The organism is Pseudomonas sp. NFACC14 (genome assembly GCF_900106885.1).
Lineage (GTDB): Bacteria > Pseudomonadota > Gammaproteobacteria > Pseudomonadales > Pseudomonadaceae > Aquipseudomonas > Aquipseudomonas fluorescens_AA.
The window spans coordinates 803,205-818,042 of the sequence record NZ_FNOA01000001.1; the positions used below are offsets into that span (position 1 = coordinate 803,205).

Annotated in this window: 16 protein-coding genes and 1 pseudogene; all 17 read right to left on the reverse strand. The window is 48.4% G+C overall.

The genetic code is table 11. The features are described from left to right. Positions 1 to 6: 6 nt before the first annotated feature. Positions 7 to 978 (reverse strand): NAD-dependent epimerase/dehydratase family protein, encoded by a 972-nt coding sequence (locus BLU85_RS03775; RefSeq protein WP_092197673.1) that lies wholly within the window; start codon positions 976 to 978, stop codon positions 7 to 9. Beyond that, on the reverse strand, positions 975 to 2,027 hold the full coding sequence (locus BLU85_RS03780) for a WaaS/CpsH family glycosyltransferase (RefSeq protein WP_170847541.1): 1,053 nt from the start codon (positions 2,025 to 2,027) through the stop codon (positions 975 to 977). The genes BLU85_RS03775 and BLU85_RS03780 overlap by 4 nt, the downstream gene beginning before the upstream one ends. After that, entirely contained in the window at positions 1,966 to 2,535 is a 570-nt protein-coding gene (locus BLU85_RS03785; RefSeq protein ID WP_092197677.1) for a serine O-acetyltransferase, read from the reverse strand. The genes BLU85_RS03780 and BLU85_RS03785 overlap by 62 nt, the downstream gene beginning before the upstream one ends. Positions 2,536 to 2,545: 10 nt before the next feature. Further along, a complete protein-coding gene (locus tag BLU85_RS03790) occupies positions 2,546 to 3,679 on the reverse strand; it encodes an NAD-dependent epimerase/dehydratase family protein (protein ID WP_092197679.1) in 1,134 nt (377 codons plus the stop codon). A gap of 53 nt (positions 3,680 to 3,732) precedes the next feature. Then, positions 3,733 to 4,908, reverse strand: coding sequence for an O-antigen polymerase (locus BLU85_RS03795; protein ID WP_092197681.1), 1,176 nt, complete (start codon positions 4,906 to 4,908; stop codon positions 3,733 to 3,735). Between the two features lie 6 nt (positions 4,909 to 4,914). After that, positions 4,915 to 5,880, reverse strand: coding sequence for a glycosyltransferase family 2 protein (locus BLU85_RS03800; protein ID WP_139207875.1), 966 nt, complete (start codon positions 5,878 to 5,880; stop codon positions 4,915 to 4,917). 41 nt (positions 5,881 to 5,921) lie between these two features. Further along, positions 5,922 to 7,193, reverse strand: coding sequence for an O-antigen translocase (locus BLU85_RS03805; RefSeq protein WP_092197685.1), 1,272 nt, complete (start codon positions 7,191 to 7,193; stop codon positions 5,922 to 5,924). Positions 7,194 to 7,199: 6 nt separating this feature from the next. Beyond that, the gene (locus BLU85_RS03810; RefSeq protein ID WP_092197687.1) at positions 7,200 to 8,321 is read right to left on the reverse strand and encodes a DegT/DnrJ/EryC1/StrS family aminotransferase; all 1,122 of its coding nucleotides are present in this window, start codon (positions 8,319 to 8,321) and stop codon (positions 7,200 to 7,202) included. A 53-nt stretch (positions 8,322 to 8,374) separates the two neighbouring features. Next, positions 8,375 to 8,809 (reverse strand): sugar 3,4-ketoisomerase, encoded by a 435-nt coding sequence (locus BLU85_RS31280; protein ID WP_170847551.1) that lies wholly within the window; start codon positions 8,807 to 8,809, stop codon positions 8,375 to 8,377. 6 nt (positions 8,810 to 8,815) lie between these two features. Next, positions 8,816 to 9,370: pseudogene (gene rfbC, locus BLU85_RS31285) on the reverse strand (dTDP-4-dehydrorhamnose 3,5-epimerase); the annotation flags it as partial. A 40-nt stretch (positions 9,371 to 9,410) separates the two neighbouring features. Then, positions 9,411 to 10,478 carry a Wzz/FepE/Etk N-terminal domain-containing protein gene (locus BLU85_RS03820; protein ID WP_092197691.1) on the reverse strand — a complete coding sequence of 356 codons (1,068 nt, stop codon included), beginning with the start codon at positions 10,476 to 10,478 and terminating at the stop codon, positions 9,411 to 9,413. Between the two features lie 170 nt (positions 10,479 to 10,648). Next, a complete protein-coding gene (rfbA, locus tag BLU85_RS03825; protein WP_092197693.1) occupies positions 10,649 to 11,527 on the reverse strand; it encodes a glucose-1-phosphate thymidylyltransferase RfbA in 879 nt (292 codons plus the stop codon). After that, positions 11,524 to 12,420, reverse strand: coding sequence for a dTDP-4-dehydrorhamnose reductase (gene rfbD / locus BLU85_RS03830; protein WP_092197695.1), 897 nt, complete (start codon positions 12,418 to 12,420; stop codon positions 11,524 to 11,526). Before rfbD ends, rfbA begins: the two co-directional genes overlap by 4 nt. Continuing rightward, entirely contained in the window at positions 12,417 to 13,493 is a 1,077-nt protein-coding gene (rfbB, locus tag BLU85_RS03835) for a dTDP-glucose 4,6-dehydratase (RefSeq protein ID WP_092197697.1), read from the reverse strand. The genes rfbD and rfbB overlap by 4 nt, the downstream gene beginning before the upstream one ends. 191 nt (positions 13,494 to 13,684) lie before the next feature. Beyond that, positions 13,685 to 13,924, reverse strand: coding sequence for a LapA family protein (locus tag BLU85_RS03840; protein ID WP_092197699.1), 240 nt, complete (start codon positions 13,922 to 13,924; stop codon positions 13,685 to 13,687). A 25-nt stretch (positions 13,925 to 13,949) separates the two neighbouring features. After that, a complete protein-coding gene (gene ihfB, locus BLU85_RS03845; protein ID WP_092197701.1) occupies positions 13,950 to 14,243 on the reverse strand; it encodes an integration host factor subunit beta in 294 nt (97 codons plus the stop codon). A gap of 143 nt (positions 14,244 to 14,386) precedes the next feature. Further along, positions 14,387 to 14,665 carry a hypothetical protein gene (locus tag BLU85_RS03850; RefSeq protein ID WP_092197703.1) on the reverse strand — a complete coding sequence of 93 codons (279 nt, stop codon included), beginning with the start codon at positions 14,663 to 14,665 and terminating at the stop codon, positions 14,387 to 14,389. Positions 14,666 to 14,838 lie beyond the last annotated feature (173 nt).

The following is a 14,838-nucleotide window of genomic DNA, read 5'->3' on the forward strand; positions in this document are numbered from 1 at the left end:
TTCAGACTATTCCGGTCTTGAACGACATTTTTCTGCGGACAACAAGAATCCTCTCGCCGACCTGAAAAGTTCATCTCGAGAAGAAAAAGGTGGCGTCCAGCCTAATACCTTCATGGCCTTCGCAGGGGTGACCACGAAAGATCCACATAGCTGGGTGACCAAGGCATGCTTACCGGCGAGTTTGCCGACCGCATACATGATCCCTACGGGAAAGTAAAAAACCCGGGACCGCTTCCCCATGCCAGCTGAAAGCGCTTCGATGATTTCCGGCAAGGAGAGGTCATCATCGTCAGACACTAAAAACAACTCTCCGGCGGCACTGGGATGAACGGTACACACGCGTATGAAATCGGTCAGATTATCAAGAGAAATCATGCTTCTTCGATTGGCCACCCCAGAAAAGGGCAAGGGCAACCCCGTCCTGACAAGCTTCAAGAGGCGTTGGAAATTACCCGGCGCATTGGCCGCATAAACGAGAGGAGGACGGATAATAACCAACTCCATCGTACTGGCACCCTCTACGTATGAACGTCTGAGGCCGACTTCCGCCTCATACTTGGATAAGGCATAGTCCTTGACGGGGCTGGCAGGGGTTGTCTCGTCAATAGGCGCTAACCCTGTTTGGGCCCCGTTGACACCAATAGAGCTGACGAAAATAAAGCGTTTGACCCCCCGTTTTTCCGCAATGGCTGCGAGTTTCAGGGTGAGGTCTCTGTTCACCTTGAACATCGCCGAGACATCCTCGGCAGCTTTGCCAAATTGATGTGCCCTGCCCGCGAGATGGACAACGGCATCTACACCGGATAACGCTTCAGAAAGGAATTCTTCATTGTCCAATTCGCCAAACAGGCATTCGTAATCTGCAATCGCCGCCGAGGGGCTGCGCATAAGCGCGCGCACAGAAAACCCCTTTGCCTGAAGGTGAAGGCACAAAGAGCGTCCAATAAAGCCACTTGCCCCCGTCACCAGGATTTTCATTTGTTGTTCACCAGCATAATAATTTCATCAAGCCAGCCGGCCAGACTATAACGACGATAAATATCGGAATCAACAGCCTGATAAGGTTGTTCAAGAAACGCTCTGCTGATAACGGGATTTTGACGATCAATGACAAAAATATTATCTTCAGAGTAAAAATCGTACTGTTTAACGCTTTCGTTGGTGGTTACCAGTTTTTTCCGCGCGCCTAATGTTTCCAGAGTACGCATGGTCAAACCAGTCTGCTGAGGATGCTCTATATCGAGTATAGTATTTGAAACGTTAAAAACGCGCTGAACCTCGGCTTTGGGTATCGACTCGAATTTAAAATTGGCTTTCTTGGCGTTCCGATAAGCGCTATTGAAGCAGCGATAAAACCAATAAACCCAGTCGGCCTGCAAGTAAAGATACCAATACTTTCTTTTTGACGAGCCCAATTGACGATCTATTTTGTCAACGATAAAAAACCGATCAGTGTGAGCCGTACCGATAAAACTTATATCATACTGTGTCTTCACTTCGACCGCTGCACCAAATCCTGCAGAAAAAAACAGAGGCCGAAAATTGACATTGTATTTCTCAGCGTCATTCTTATCGAACGTGAACACGCTATCGAAATACTTTAAATTGCGAAGCGTCTGTTGGCGATTGGAAAAGGAATCCCACATGTACAGGATGAATTTTGCCTTTGAATACCGCTCACGCCAAGTGGAAAGCGTTTTAGCGGAGAGTGTCTGGCCATTGACAACAAAAACGTAGTCGAACTCAGTATCAACGGTACTCATCTGACGTTCGTAATATCGATCGGCAGCGCCAATTACCCACGCGTGGCGAAACTTGGTAAGCGCCTTGAGAAAAGGCGAATTGAACGGTCGGTCCAACAGAAAAGTGACACTGGCGCCCTGTTGCTCCAGCGCCCCTTTTATCTCGGACTCATAACCGAAAAATACCGGAGCCACGTATAAGACGTTTTTATTTTTTAGCAATTCATTCACAACTGCGTGCTCGCTGTTTAACGATTTTTGCAGGCATGCCCGCAGCAATGACATTTGCCGGCATGCTCGTCAGCAACACCGAGTTGGCCGCCACGGTAACATTATCATCCAATGTTATACCCCCTAGCACTTTGGCACCGGCACCGATTACCACATCGTTACCGATGACGGGACGATGATCCGCGTCGTAGGTAAAGTCCAGGTCCTTGGCTCCAAGCGTCACGCCTTGATAAATAACGGCGTTTGCACCAATGCTTACGGCACCGATGACAGTTCCCTGAGTATGGGGAAAAAAGAGACCTGGACCAATCTTGCAGACAGCCGCTATCTCTATGCCAAAGACGACATAGTTCAATAAAGAAAAAAATCGGGCCGGTATTTTCAAGCCAATAGAATTCATTGAATATGCCAGCCTGTAGAGGAGCACGGGGGCAAATCTTGGAGAAATCATAGCCATGGCCAATTTTATCCTAGACCTGCTAACAGGAGCATTAAATAATGCCCTCTGCCTCTCGATGTCTGCGCGCAACAGACGCCACAAACCCGGGTTGTCATGCTCCATGGCGAACTCCTTAATTCATCAATTTCCGCGCGCGCAACTCTTGATTTGCCTTTTCCAACTGATCTTCTGGCAACGGTTGCTGGAGCACCCACTCAGCGAAACGACTGAGCCCCTCTTTCAACGTAATCTTGGGATGGATCCCGAGCAATTCATTCAACCGTTTAATATCGGCATAGTTATGGCGAATATCGCCGACCCTAAACTGCCCTGTAACTTGCACATTGGGTTGCTTACCAAACGCCAATGTTAGCTCTTCAGCGACCTCCTTGACAGAAGTGGCAATTCCGCTACCAACGTTAACGACTGTATTGGGTGATTTTTCAACAAGCAGACCCGCAACTAATGCATCCGTGACATCGTCAACATGCACAAAATCGCGACTCTCGAGGCCATCTTCGAAAAGTGGAAGAACGGTGTCACGACGAATCTTAGTCGAAAATATAGACAATATGCCAGTGTAGGGGTTATTGAGGGACTGCCGCTCACCATAAACATTCTGCAAACGGAAAATCGTATAATCTATCCCCATTGACTGACTGCCAATCCTGACGAGATCCTCTTGCGCATATTTGGTCGCCGCATAGAACGAGGACGGCGCGATCAGATCCGTTTCCTTTGTTGGTACAAGTTGCAGTGCATCGCCCGTAAAGGGACACAGCGGTTCCCACATCTGCTTGCTCAGCGCTTCAGCGGAACGAGCGGCTGGACATACGCGCTGTTGAGTCAAGGGGTTGACGTACGCGCCTTCTCCATAAACCGAACGGCTCGAGGAGAGAATGATTCTTTTAACGCGATGCGACGGCAACTTACCCAAGACGTCAAACATCAAGGCGGTGCCTTGGGAGTTAACCTCGTTATAACGGGCAATCTCGTACATCGATTGTCCCGTGCCGGTTTCTGCCGCCAAATGGACGATACCGTCTATTCCTTCAAGCGCCTTTATCCAATCCTCGCGCGAAGTGACACTTCCGCGAAAGAACTCAATACCTTCACCGTTCAACCAATCGAGATCAACAGGTAAACTGCCATGCACCTGAACGGTTAGAGGATCCAGAATTCTAACGGCATGGTTCGTTTTCAACAATTTGGGAACGAGGTGCGAACCTATGAACCCTGCCCCACCGGTAATTAGGATCTTTTTCATAACGGTATCTCTATCCATTAACAGTAAAACAGCTCTGCGTCTGACGTTGACATTTATGCTGCGTCTTGCCGCGCGTACTTTTCATGCCCACCGGAACGGAAACCGGCAAAAACATACAGGGAACAGCAGATAAAAAACTGGAACAGTGTCGGCAGCAGGAAAAACATATCATAAAAAATTGAAAATACGAGAATCTGAAAGGCCACCGAATAGGCAAAAATCCCCCAAGGCCGTCCCCTGAGCGAAACCTTGTATACACAGCAGCAAACCAACTGAATCAACGCAACAAATATAAAGCCACCCAAAGGCCCCGCATCCGAAACGAACCCCGCATAAATAGTGGAGGTATTCAAATTGTTATCCACAAACGTAAACAGATCGTTTCTAGCGTCCAATTCGAAGTATACCTTGACTATCGAAGGCAACATATTGGACATCGAGTAGGATACTGACCAGTTCGGAATCACAGTATCAACGTTATGAAAAAAATTACTCAGTCCTGCCGTCAAGTAGACATAAAACCAGAGGAAGCCGCTTGGCAAGGCATCAAACACCTCTCCGGACTGGCCAGATACCAAATAAGCAAAGGGATTTGACGTCTGGCGCATATCCCCCAAATAGCCAAAAATCACCACCACCGCCAAAGCGACGACAGCCAGCGAAAGTATTTTTTTAAAGGAGACCCTCGTCAGTAGCAACGCAACGCAAACCACTTGAATTAATCCACTTAGCAGGATACCGCGCCCCAGCATCAATACGGGCCATAGTAAAAGCAGCAGAATCAATATGAGCATTTTTCGGGAGCGTTTTTTTATTGCCAAATAAGTCGCCATTGACAACACCTGCAAATAGCATGCATTCATAACACCATGGAGCGAAGGCACACCAAACTCGGTATATAGCTTATTAATACCCACCAAACGCCAATAAAGAGGCACTCCTCCCGAATAATATATTTCGAAAGAAGTACCAACGAACCAGACCATACACAACAACGTTAAAAAACGCGATACGACGTTTATATAAAAATCGGTTTCGGCACCACCGGGAACATCGATTTTTTCCCTACCCTTTAAAAGCACATACAACAACAATACGCTGACCATATTCATAATTATCACCATGAGCCCCACCGCCGAGGGTGAGACCAGATTGGTGGTCAAGTCCAAAAAATACAACAGCAGGACTAGCGACCACATGGCAATATAAACAAATGCAGGGTTCAGCATAATAGTTTATACCTGTCGCTTGAGGGCATTTTTCAGCCGAGGTAGAAGCCCAGAAACAAAATTGAAAATTATTGGGCGTCTAAGAGCTTTAAACAGCAAATTGGTCATCGTCCGCTTGCTTCCGGAGGAATACTTTAAGAATAATGGGTGCAGCGCCTCTACATTTGCCTTGTTCTTCTTCACAACCTGCCTGAAAAGTTCCCCTAGAAGATAGCGGTAGCCGCCTTGCTGGCAAGCGTCCCGAATGGCAGGATCATGGTCGTAGCGCTTGGCGATTAGATCGACGGTCAGAAGAGACTCCTGCAGCAGTTCGAATGTCCTGTCGCTGGCCCCCAAACCATGCTTGCGATACTTGCCATACACGCCCGGGAGCTCACGAATTTCACCTTGCAAAGCGACTTCAATGTAAAAAATCCAGTCCGATACAACGGGAAAAATCGGGTCGAATCCGTGTGCAGGGCAAGCAGAACGCCTTACCATTACCGAAGAAGCCCCCGGAATACCGCCCTTCGATATTAAATCGTAGACGTTATTGATTCGTTCTTTTTCAGTCGTATTGGTACGAAAAATCAGCGTTCCATCAGCGTGATTGAAAATATCCACCGGGTGATAAGACAGTACGACGTTCGAATCCTCAAACAGCGCCACTTGTGCCTTCAACTTCCCAGGTAAAAATAGATCATCACCACCAAGAACCGCTACCAGCTCCCCGCTACAAGCAAAAAAAGCCGCGTTGGAATTTCCAGTTATGCCAAGATTTTTCTCATTCAAGACTGGCACGATCAAGTTAGGATATTTATTATATAACTCTAGAATAACTTCGCGCGTACCGTCTGTAGAGGCATCGTCTGCCACCACAATTTCAAAGTTATCGTAATCTTGCGTCAATACACTTTCGATCGTTTCCGCAATCAGATGGCGCTGATTGTAAGTGATGATCATTACAGAAACTTTTGGATTATAAATATTCAACGCAAGTGCCTCAGCAGGAAATCATTATTCAGCAAACTCACTCAGCCGACGGCTCCATCAGCTTTCACTTTCTTGAGCTCCATCGTAACAAGCAGCATTAACAATGCCCAGTAAACTGCATAGTTCACTGCATGGGCCAACGAAACTCCCTCCAAACCCACGAACTTGGTAAAAATGACCGTCATGACATAGAACGAAATTGCAGAAAGCACTTCGGAAACGATGAAGAGCCTGAACATAGCCTTGCCGAGCATGACATAAGCAAGTATCCAGCTGCCTATCTTGAGGGTATCGCCAACAATCTGCCAGGCGAAAAGGCTCCTCATAGGTAGAAAATCCGCCGTAAACAACACATGGATTATGAAGTCACGCAAAACGAAAATAATCAGTCCACATAACGCGGCGCAGGGCAATATAACCCGATATCCCAATAGAATCTCGGCCCTTATCGCGTCCTGACTTGTCAACTCAGAAAGCCTTGGCAAATAATAAACGCTAAGGGTTGTTGTCACGAGCATGAGATACGCCGCGCTAAGACGCCACATGGCCTCCCAGTAGCCCGCAGCCTCCCAGCCAAATGATGAGCCCAAATAATTTCGTACAAAAATATGACTGACCGGCACACAAATGGCGGATGTCAGGGCCATAGCCGTATATTTAAGGAAATTCTTGGCGACTTCATAATCGACACGCCCCACCATATAACCAAAACGAAACCAGGGTGCTTTCAAACAGATGACAAGCGTAACAAAGAAACTAATTGATTGATAAATAGCCAGTGCAATCAACGCACCATAGAGACCGAAATATATTGATAAAACTGTAGTCACCAAAAAAGCAAACAAGCTTCCAGCGATATTTGCGGCAACATAACGGAACAGATCTTTTTTACCATTAAGAATAGCTAGCAGAAGCGCATTAAATGTGAAAAATACTAATGTAGACGCAAACCATCTGAACACGCCACCAAATTCGGCATTTTTCAGAAACCCCGCAGCAAGATCATCACTGAATATAATTATAATGACGCTGCACAGCAGCGAGCCAACCAAGGCTATAGTGCCAGCACTCCGCCAGACAGTGTTCTGCTTGCTCTCGTCGTAATGATATTCGGCCGTGTACTTCGTAACCCCTGTATTAATGGCGCCGCTGGCAAATGTAGTAATCATTTGAATAGCATTTTGAAACTGTCCCAGCGCTGCATAACCCGCAGGGCCAACATAGACTGCCAGGATTTTATTTATTCCAAGCAACGTCAACATTTTAACGAGAACGGCAATCCCGTTAAGCAGGCTTGTTTTTATCAGCGTCATTAGCCGTCAACCATGACCATTGAAACTGTTGCAGGCGTCAATTACGACGCTCGCATCATCTAAAGTCATGGTAGGACCAATAGGGAGACTTAGCACCTCATCATGTATTTGTTCAGTCATCGGGAATGACTGGCTGTTCCAGCCTTTGTAAGCAAGCTGTTTGTGAGGGGGAATTGGATAATGAATCAGCGTCTGGATGCCAGATGCGGCCAAGTGCTTCTGCAAAGCGTCACGCTGGTGGCAGCGAATTACATAAAGGTGCCAAACATGGCCTTCAAAATTTAACGGGGACATACCTTCCTGAACGGGCAGACGGATTGCAGCGTTGCGGATACCGTCACTGTACATACTCGCAATTTTCCTGCGACTTTGAATATCAGCCGACAGGTACTTCAATTTGACGCTCAACATTGCGGCTTGTATTTCATCGAGCCGACTATTGACACCTTGGTAGATATTTTTATATTTCTCGTGAGACCCGTAATTGCGTAGTGCTTTTAGTACTTGAGCCAATTCCGCATCACTTGTGGTGATCGCTCCAGCGTCACCCAGTGCGCCAAGGTTTTTTCCTGGATAAAAACTGAACCCGGCTGCGTCGCCCCAGCTCCCAGCCACTTTCCCATCAATAGATGCACCATGTGCCTGTGCTGAATCCTCCAACACCAACAGATTATACTTTTTAGCGATACTCATGATTCCTGGCATATCAGCCAAGCGACCATAAAGATGAACAGGAATAATTGCCCTGGTTTTGGGACCGATAGAAGACTCTATCAATGCCGGGGCAATGTTTAGGGTTTCATCAGGCTCAACGAGCACAGGGGTCAAGCCATTTTCGGTGATAGCCAAGATACTCGCTATATAGGTGTTGGCAGGGACGATCACTTCATCACCTTCGCTCAACTTCCCGAGAAGCTTCCACGCTCTCAAGGTCAAGGTAAGCGCGTCCAACCCATTCGCTACACCAAGGCAGAACCGCGTACCACATGCCTTGGCAAAATCACTCTCGAAAGCCTCCAGCTCTTTTCCTTGAATATACCAGCCAGAGTCGATGACTCGCGCACAGGCCGCTTTGAGTTCAGAAGCGTAGGCCGCGTTCACATTTTTTAAACTTAGAAACTCAATCATTAAACACCTATTATTTCCGCACCAAACCACTTGGCTTCGATGATAAGTCCTGATCAGCCAGCTTCATTGGAGGCAACAGTGGCGGCAACTAAATTAGTAAACTCTTGGTAATTACGAATATAGTCTCTTTCGTCATACTCATGACTCGCAAAAACAACCAATACACAGTCCGAGGTAAAGTCGTGCATCTCCCGCCAGACGAGATTATTGATGAGCACTCCCTTCGTGGGCGAGTCTAACCAAATTTCTTCTTTCGTTACACCATTGTCCATCAGCATGCGGCATTTTCCTGAAACGCACACGGCTAATTGTCGAAGTTCTTTATGCGCATGGAATCCTCGACTGACCTCGGGTTGAGTGCCAAAAATATAATAAACTCGTCTAAACTCAAATGGTATTTGACTCGATTTTTCCAAGGCGATCAGACTTCCTCGGCTATCCCCAATTATGTCCAGCGTCAGTATTTGAGTGCTGCCAGGGGTATACAAGGTCGGGAGGTCAGCGTCTTTCAGCGGCTTCGCCTGCCTGTCTTTTTCGCTGATAATGAAATCAGCCCCGGTGGGCCAGTCGATGTCTATATCTGGGTCATCCCACTTGATACTGCGCTCGAGCTCTTTATTGTATACATCCGTGGTCTTGTATAGGAAATGAGTATTATCTTCCAATGCTACGAAACCGTGCGCAAACCCTTCCGGAATCCACAGCATGCGATGGTTCTTTGCGCTAAGCTCGACCCCGGCCCAATTTCCGAAGGTTGGCGAGCCCTTGCGGATATCGACAACAACGTCATAAGCCGATCCGGAGACGACTCTTACCAACTTACCCTGAGCATGAGGTGAAAGCTGATAATGCAAACCGCGAAGCACACCTTTTTGCGAGCACGAATGGTTGTCTTGAATAAAGCTCCTGGGTATGGGTAAACCTAATTTTGACAACTCATCGTGAAAATGGGGCTCATTAAAGCTTTCAAAAAACCAGCCGCGATCATCCCTAAAAACCGTCGGCTCTATAATTACGACTTCATGCAAATCGGTTTTTAGCAATTTCATGGGGCGTTTCCTTAACCAACTAGGCACATCGAAATAAGGTTCAAACTTGGTGAACTCGAGATTTTTTTGCCCGCTTTCCGCCTAGATGATGAAGCGAGAGGGCTGCCAGGACACCCAGCATCAAACCGAGAATCAATGCCAGCAGCACGACAAGTGTTCTTTTCGGCTTGATAGCATCTTGCGGTACTTCGACTTCGCCATCATAGCGGTACATATCGATTCTGGGGGATGTAACTGCCAGCTTTTCAAAAAAGCTCTTTTTGGCTTGAAGCTCCCTCAGGCCGGTAAGGAATGCATCATTGGAAGACCTGCCTTCAATATTTTTTATTTCAGCCCTAAGTGCTTCAACGCCCCTCAAGAAGCTCATCTCCCCCGTCATATTCGTAGCGGCCGCATTCGGAGAACCATCAAATATCATCACAGGCCTCTGCACGCCAGTCGCCTCAGCGATGCTTAGGGCTGCCCTTAGTTTGACTAAGGTGTCCTCACGCACGGCCTCGCCCGCATCACGCTTGGCATTTATCTCCCAATCCATATTCTGGGCGCGAATTTTGGCTTCGTATGAAACGTTTTTCGTTAGTTCGTTTAGCGCTTGTAACTCGGCATGTTTTATATATTTTTTGACCCAATCCACCGACTCCTCGGCATCAGCTGTCTGGGCGATCACGGAATAACGACCGATTTCGTCAGCCGTGACCGGGCTCACCTTCATTTTCTTCAGGAACTCAGCGTATAACGCGTCCTGAGACCGTTTCTTTTCGTCTTCACTCAGAGACGGTAGGTAGGTGCTCTCAAAAAACTCCTGGCGCAGTGATTCGGAAAGCAGGTTTCGTAGAAACAAGCGATAAACATGTTCAATCGTATAAGGCTCGAGGTCGAACTCCTTAGTACGTCCGACATTCAAGTCGGCAATATCACTCTGAGTTGGAGGTACCAGATAAGCACGGGCTTCATAGACACGCTCGCTAAAAAACGCATACATCATCCCCAGGACCACCGCAATGGCGGTTACGCTGATAATGACCCACAGCTGACTCCATAACGCTCGCGCGATTTGGAAGGCATCGAATTCATTGGCATCTTGATTATTCGCAGCATCGCTTTGCATAGTCTTTAAGCCTTCTTTTAATCTACTTCAGTCAGCACGCTATTGAGACCGAAGCTTGAAGTTTTTGCTCAATTTTCCGGCAGACTGCTATTGAACAGTCCCCACATCGATTACGCTACTCAAGATCTACTAAGCAGCAGGGAACGACCCCTGGTGCGAATGTATATCGCTTAATTTAAAAGTTTAGAGAGATAGTGACCATATCCGGTTTTTTTAAGGCGTTCAGCCTGCTCAGCCAATTGCGCCCTGTCTATCCAGCCATTGGTAAAAGCTATCTCCTCCAGGCAAGCCACTTTAAGACCTTGCCGCTGCTCAATTGTATGAACAAAATGGCTGGCCTCCAGAAGAGACTCATGAGTCCCTGTATCAAGCCATGCAAACCCGCGACCGAGCATTTCTACACTCAGCTTTTTCCGGTCGAGATAGACCCGGTTGACGTCGGTGATTTCCAACTCGCCGCGCGCGGAAGGCTTTATATTCTTCGCTATGCCAACCACATCATTATCGTAAAAATACAGACCGGTTACCGCGTAATTTGACTTTGGAATAGCAGGTTTCTCTTCGATGCTGAGGGCACGGCCCGATTCATCAAATTCCACCACGCCAAAACGCTCGGGATCAGACACATGATAACCAAATACTGTTGCGCCTTCCTTTTGACTGGTGGCCGAGCGCAAATTATCCGAAAAGTGTTGGCCGTAAAAAATATTGTCGCCCAAAATCAGACAGCAAGGATCCTCGCCGATGAATGTCTCACCGATAATAAACGCTTGGGCCAGGCCGTCGGGGCTTGGTTGTTCGGCATAGGTCAGTTTGATACCGTATCGACTGCCGTCGCCAAGCAGCTTCCGAAAGCAAGGCAAATCTTCGGGAGTGGAGATAATCAAGATCTCTCGCATCCCAGCGAGCATCAACACCGATAGCGGATAAAAGATCATCGGTTTATCGTAGATCGGCAACATCTGTTTCGATACACCGAGCGTCAATGGGTGCAATCGAGTGCCCGATCCGCCAGCGAGAATGATCCCTTTACGATTTGCTGTTGTCATTTATTCATTATTTCCATAAGCATTCGAGTGACGCCACTCTGCCAAACCGGCAAATACAGTGAAAATTGGTCGCGCAGTTTCTGGGTGTTCAAGCGTGAGTTCAGAGGGCGTTTTGCCGGGGTCGGATAGGTACTGGTTTCGATGGGATTTACCGCTCTTGTCGCCAACGGCTCGCCATGGTTACGAGCGAACTCAATGACATGATTAGCGTAGCCATGCCAAGACACCTCGCCGCTTGCGGCCAAATGATAGATGCCGCTAAAGTTGGTACCTTCACCTAGCCGCCGAATGACCAGTGCGGTGACATCAGCAATTAGATCCGCCCCGGTCGGAGCGCCAATCTGGTCGGCAACGACATTCAACGTTTCGCGCTCTTTCGCCAGACGCAACATTGTCTTGGCAAAGTTATTACCGCGAGCGCCATATACCCAACTCGTACGGAATATCAGGTACTTGCAACCAGAAGCGATAATAGCCTGCTCTCCGGCCAGCTTACTTGCACCATAGCGATTGACCGGCGCCACGATATCGGTTTCCTGCCAAGGTTTGCTCCCTTGGCCATTGAAGACATAATCCGTGGAATAATGAATGAGCCAGGCACCCAGCAATGCAGCTTCCTGCGCCATTACCAGGCATGCGTCGCCGTTTATACGGTCAGCCATTTCAGGCTCATCATGCTCAGCCTTGTCCACAGCCGTATAAGCGGCTGCGTTAACAATGATGTCTGGGCTGATCCTTCGAATAGTTCCGCGTAAAGCCTCGACCTCAGCCAAGTCACCGCAAAGCCCATCCGCTGCATGGCGATCCAGCGCAATCACGTGCCCCAACGGCGCAAGTGAACGTTGAAGCTCCCAACCGACCTGACCGTTCTTCCCAAGCAGAAGGATCTTCATGAGTCACTCGAATGATCGTTGTAGTGCTGCTCAATCCATTGCTGGTAGCTTCCGCTCCTTACATGCGCAACCCACTCGGTGTTGCTCAGGTACCACTCCACAGTTTTGCGGATACCGCTTTCAAACGTTTCCTCAGGCACCCAGCCCAACTCCCGCTGAATTTTGCTCGCATCGATGGCATAACGCTGATCATGGCCCGGGCGATCCTGAACATAGCTGATCAATTCCGCATGAGGACGGTGAGCCGAGTCTGGACGCAGCTCATCCAGCAAAGCACAAAGGGTACGCACGACCTCAATGTTCTGTTTCTCGTTATGACCGCCGATATTGTAGGTCTGGCCGACTACCCCCTCGGTCAAGACCTTGTAGAGGGCACGAGCGTGGTCTTCGACATAAAGCCAATCCCGCACCTGGTTACCTTTGCCGTAAACGGGCAGAGGCTTCCCCTCAAGTGCATTGAGGATGATCAGGGGAATCAATTTCTCGGGAAAATGGTACGGGCCGTAATTATTCGAGCAATTGGTGATCAGCGTTGGTAAACCATAGGTACGGGCCCATGCGCGTACCAGATGATCGGAGCTGGCCTTGCTGGCGGAATATGGAGAGCTGGGTTGATAAGGCGTAGTTTCGGTGAACAGCTCTTCGGGGCCGTCAAGATCGCCGTACACTTCGTCTGTGGAAATATGGTGGAAACGAAAAGCGGACTTGCGCACCTCATCCAAAGTGGCCCAATAATGGCGCGCTGCTTCCAACAGGACATAGGTACCAATAATATTGGTTTGGATAAATTCGGACGGTCCGGAAATGGAACGATCCACATGGGACTCAGCGGCCAGATGCATGATTGCATCCGGCTGATGTTTACTTAAGACTTGATCAATGGCTGCACAATCACAGATATCGACATGCTCGAATACATATCGTGAGCTATGGCTCACGCCTATCAGGGACTCGAGATTGCCGGCATACGTTAGCTTGTCGACATTTACGACAGAGTCAGCCGTGCCGGAGATAATATGCCGAATGACGGCTGAACCGATGAACCCTGCCCCACCGGTGACTAGAATTTTCACGCGAAACCGTACCTTGAGTTGACGACAGGGCTGCCAACCGAGCGCTGCCTAATCCATAAATACGAAGCCTGGGCTCGTTACCCGGCCTTGTTGTGATCAAGCGGTGTATTTTACAGGTAAATAAATAATTTACTAATGGATATAAGCTGACAACTCCCGAGTCATCTGTAGGAACCGTCCTATTTTTCTTGTTAAATGAGCTGCTTCCGTGAAACTCTCCTTAGACGAGCGACTATCCATGCCAGTAATGGACCAATTAACATTCCCATCAGCAATGTAAAAACGACGATCACAGATATAGGTAACTGAGGCCCGCTCCAGCCCAGGAACAGCAAGGAAACCGGTTGCCGATTCTCCAGTACAAACGCCAGAACAATCAGGATCACCAGCAGCAGGAATACAGCAAGGACAACACGCTTTAAATTACGCATGGCCTGCTCCCTTGGTTAATAGCCTTCAATCAACGCCCTCCTCTTCATTCACCCGATCCCTGAGTTCTTTGCCCGGCTTGAAATGGGGAACAAATTTACCGTCGAGGCTGACGGACTGGCCGGTCTTTGGATTGCGACCCACCCGCGGAGCGCGGTAATGCAGGGAAAAGCTGCCGAAGCCACGGATCTCGATACGATCTCCAGTCGCCAGGCATTGGGACATTTGTTCAAGCATTGTCTTGATGGCCAGCTCTACATCCTTGGATGAGAGCAGTCCTTGATGGGTGACAATTCGTTCGATCAACTCCGACTTCGTCATATTTTTCCCTTCTTTTTCAAGCAGCTAGATCAGCGCTTCAAAGGTTTTAGCATGCCCGGAGGATTTTGAACAGCCCAAGTATTGACATATCGCCTACAAGCCCAGCCTGCCCCTTTTTCGGGCAGATGACGCCATTTAAGGCGCTAACGACACATGACCAGCATCGTGCGGGTCAGGTAGCCTGCTGGATTGAAGCCGAAGGGGTATTGGTCGTCGTCCTTGGCATCATCGGACCGGGTAATCACCTTGTAGCCTGCGCCCTTGCATTCCTTCGCTGCCCGCTTCTGGCACTTCTCCCAGCCCGAACCCAACCCCGAGCAGTCGACCTCGATACCACTGACACCACGCACGGCATGAGTCTTGGCACTGGTGGAGCAGCCTGCCAGGATCGCAACCAACAACACGAGAAAGAGCCTGTTCATTCAAATCCTTTATCACCCTAACATTTCAGGGCAACCCTTAGTCGTTATATAGATGATTGATCTGCATAACAAAAGAGACAGTTTTATTAAGGATTAGGTTTCATGGCGCAACGCGAAAGCCAGCACCTCAAGAACCGAGGCAAATCGCAGCCACAAAAAAGGGCGACCGAAGT

Bases quoted from the DNA above. Each gene is read 5' to 3' on its own strand.
- rfbA (WP_092197693.1), bottom strand. From the start codon at position 11,527: ATGACAACAGCAAATCGTAAAGGGATCATTCTCGCTGGCGGATCGGGC.
- rfbD (WP_092197695.1), bottom strand. From the start codon at position 12,420: ATGAAGATCCTTCTGCTTGGGAAGAACGGTCAGGTCGGTTGGGAGCTT.
- ihfB (WP_092197701.1), bottom strand. From the start codon at position 14,243: ATGACGAAGTCGGAGTTGATCGAACGAATTGTCACCCATCAAGGACTG.
- BLU85_RS03795 (WP_092197681.1), bottom strand. From the start codon at position 4,908: ATGCTGAACCCTGCATTTGTTTATATTGCCATGTGGTCGCTAGTCCTG.
- BLU85_RS03785 (WP_092197677.1), bottom strand. From the start codon at position 2,535: ATGGAGCATGACAACCCGGGTTTGTGGCGTCTGTTGCGCGCAGACATC.
- BLU85_RS03820 (WP_092197691.1), bottom strand. From the start codon at position 10,478: ATGCAAAGCGATGCTGCGAATAATCAAGATGCCAATGAATTCGATGCC.
- BLU85_RS03775 (WP_092197673.1), bottom strand. From the start codon at position 978: ATGAAAATCCTGGTGACGGGGGCAAGTGGCTTTATTGGACGCTCTTTG.
- BLU85_RS03805 (WP_092197685.1), bottom strand. From the start codon at position 7,193: ATGACGCTGATAAAAACAAGCCTGCTTAACGGGATTGCCGTTCTCGTT.
- BLU85_RS03850 (WP_092197703.1), bottom strand. From the start codon at position 14,665: ATGAACAGGCTCTTTCTCGTGTTGTTGGTTGCGATCCTGGCAGGCTGC.
- BLU85_RS03790 (WP_092197679.1), bottom strand. From the start codon at position 3,679: ATGAAAAAGATCCTAATTACCGGTGGGGCAGGGTTCATAGGTTCGCAC.
- BLU85_RS03780 (WP_170847541.1), bottom strand. From the start codon at position 2,027: ATGTCATTGCTGCGGGCATGCCTGCAAAAATCGTTAAACAGCGAGCAC.
- BLU85_RS03840 (WP_092197699.1), bottom strand. From the start codon at position 13,924: ATGCGTAATTTAAAGCGTGTTGTCCTTGCTGTATTCCTGCTGCTGGTG.
- BLU85_RS03810 (WP_092197687.1), bottom strand. From the start codon at position 8,321: ATGATTGAGTTTCTAAGTTTAAAAAATGTGAACGCGGCCTACGCTTCT.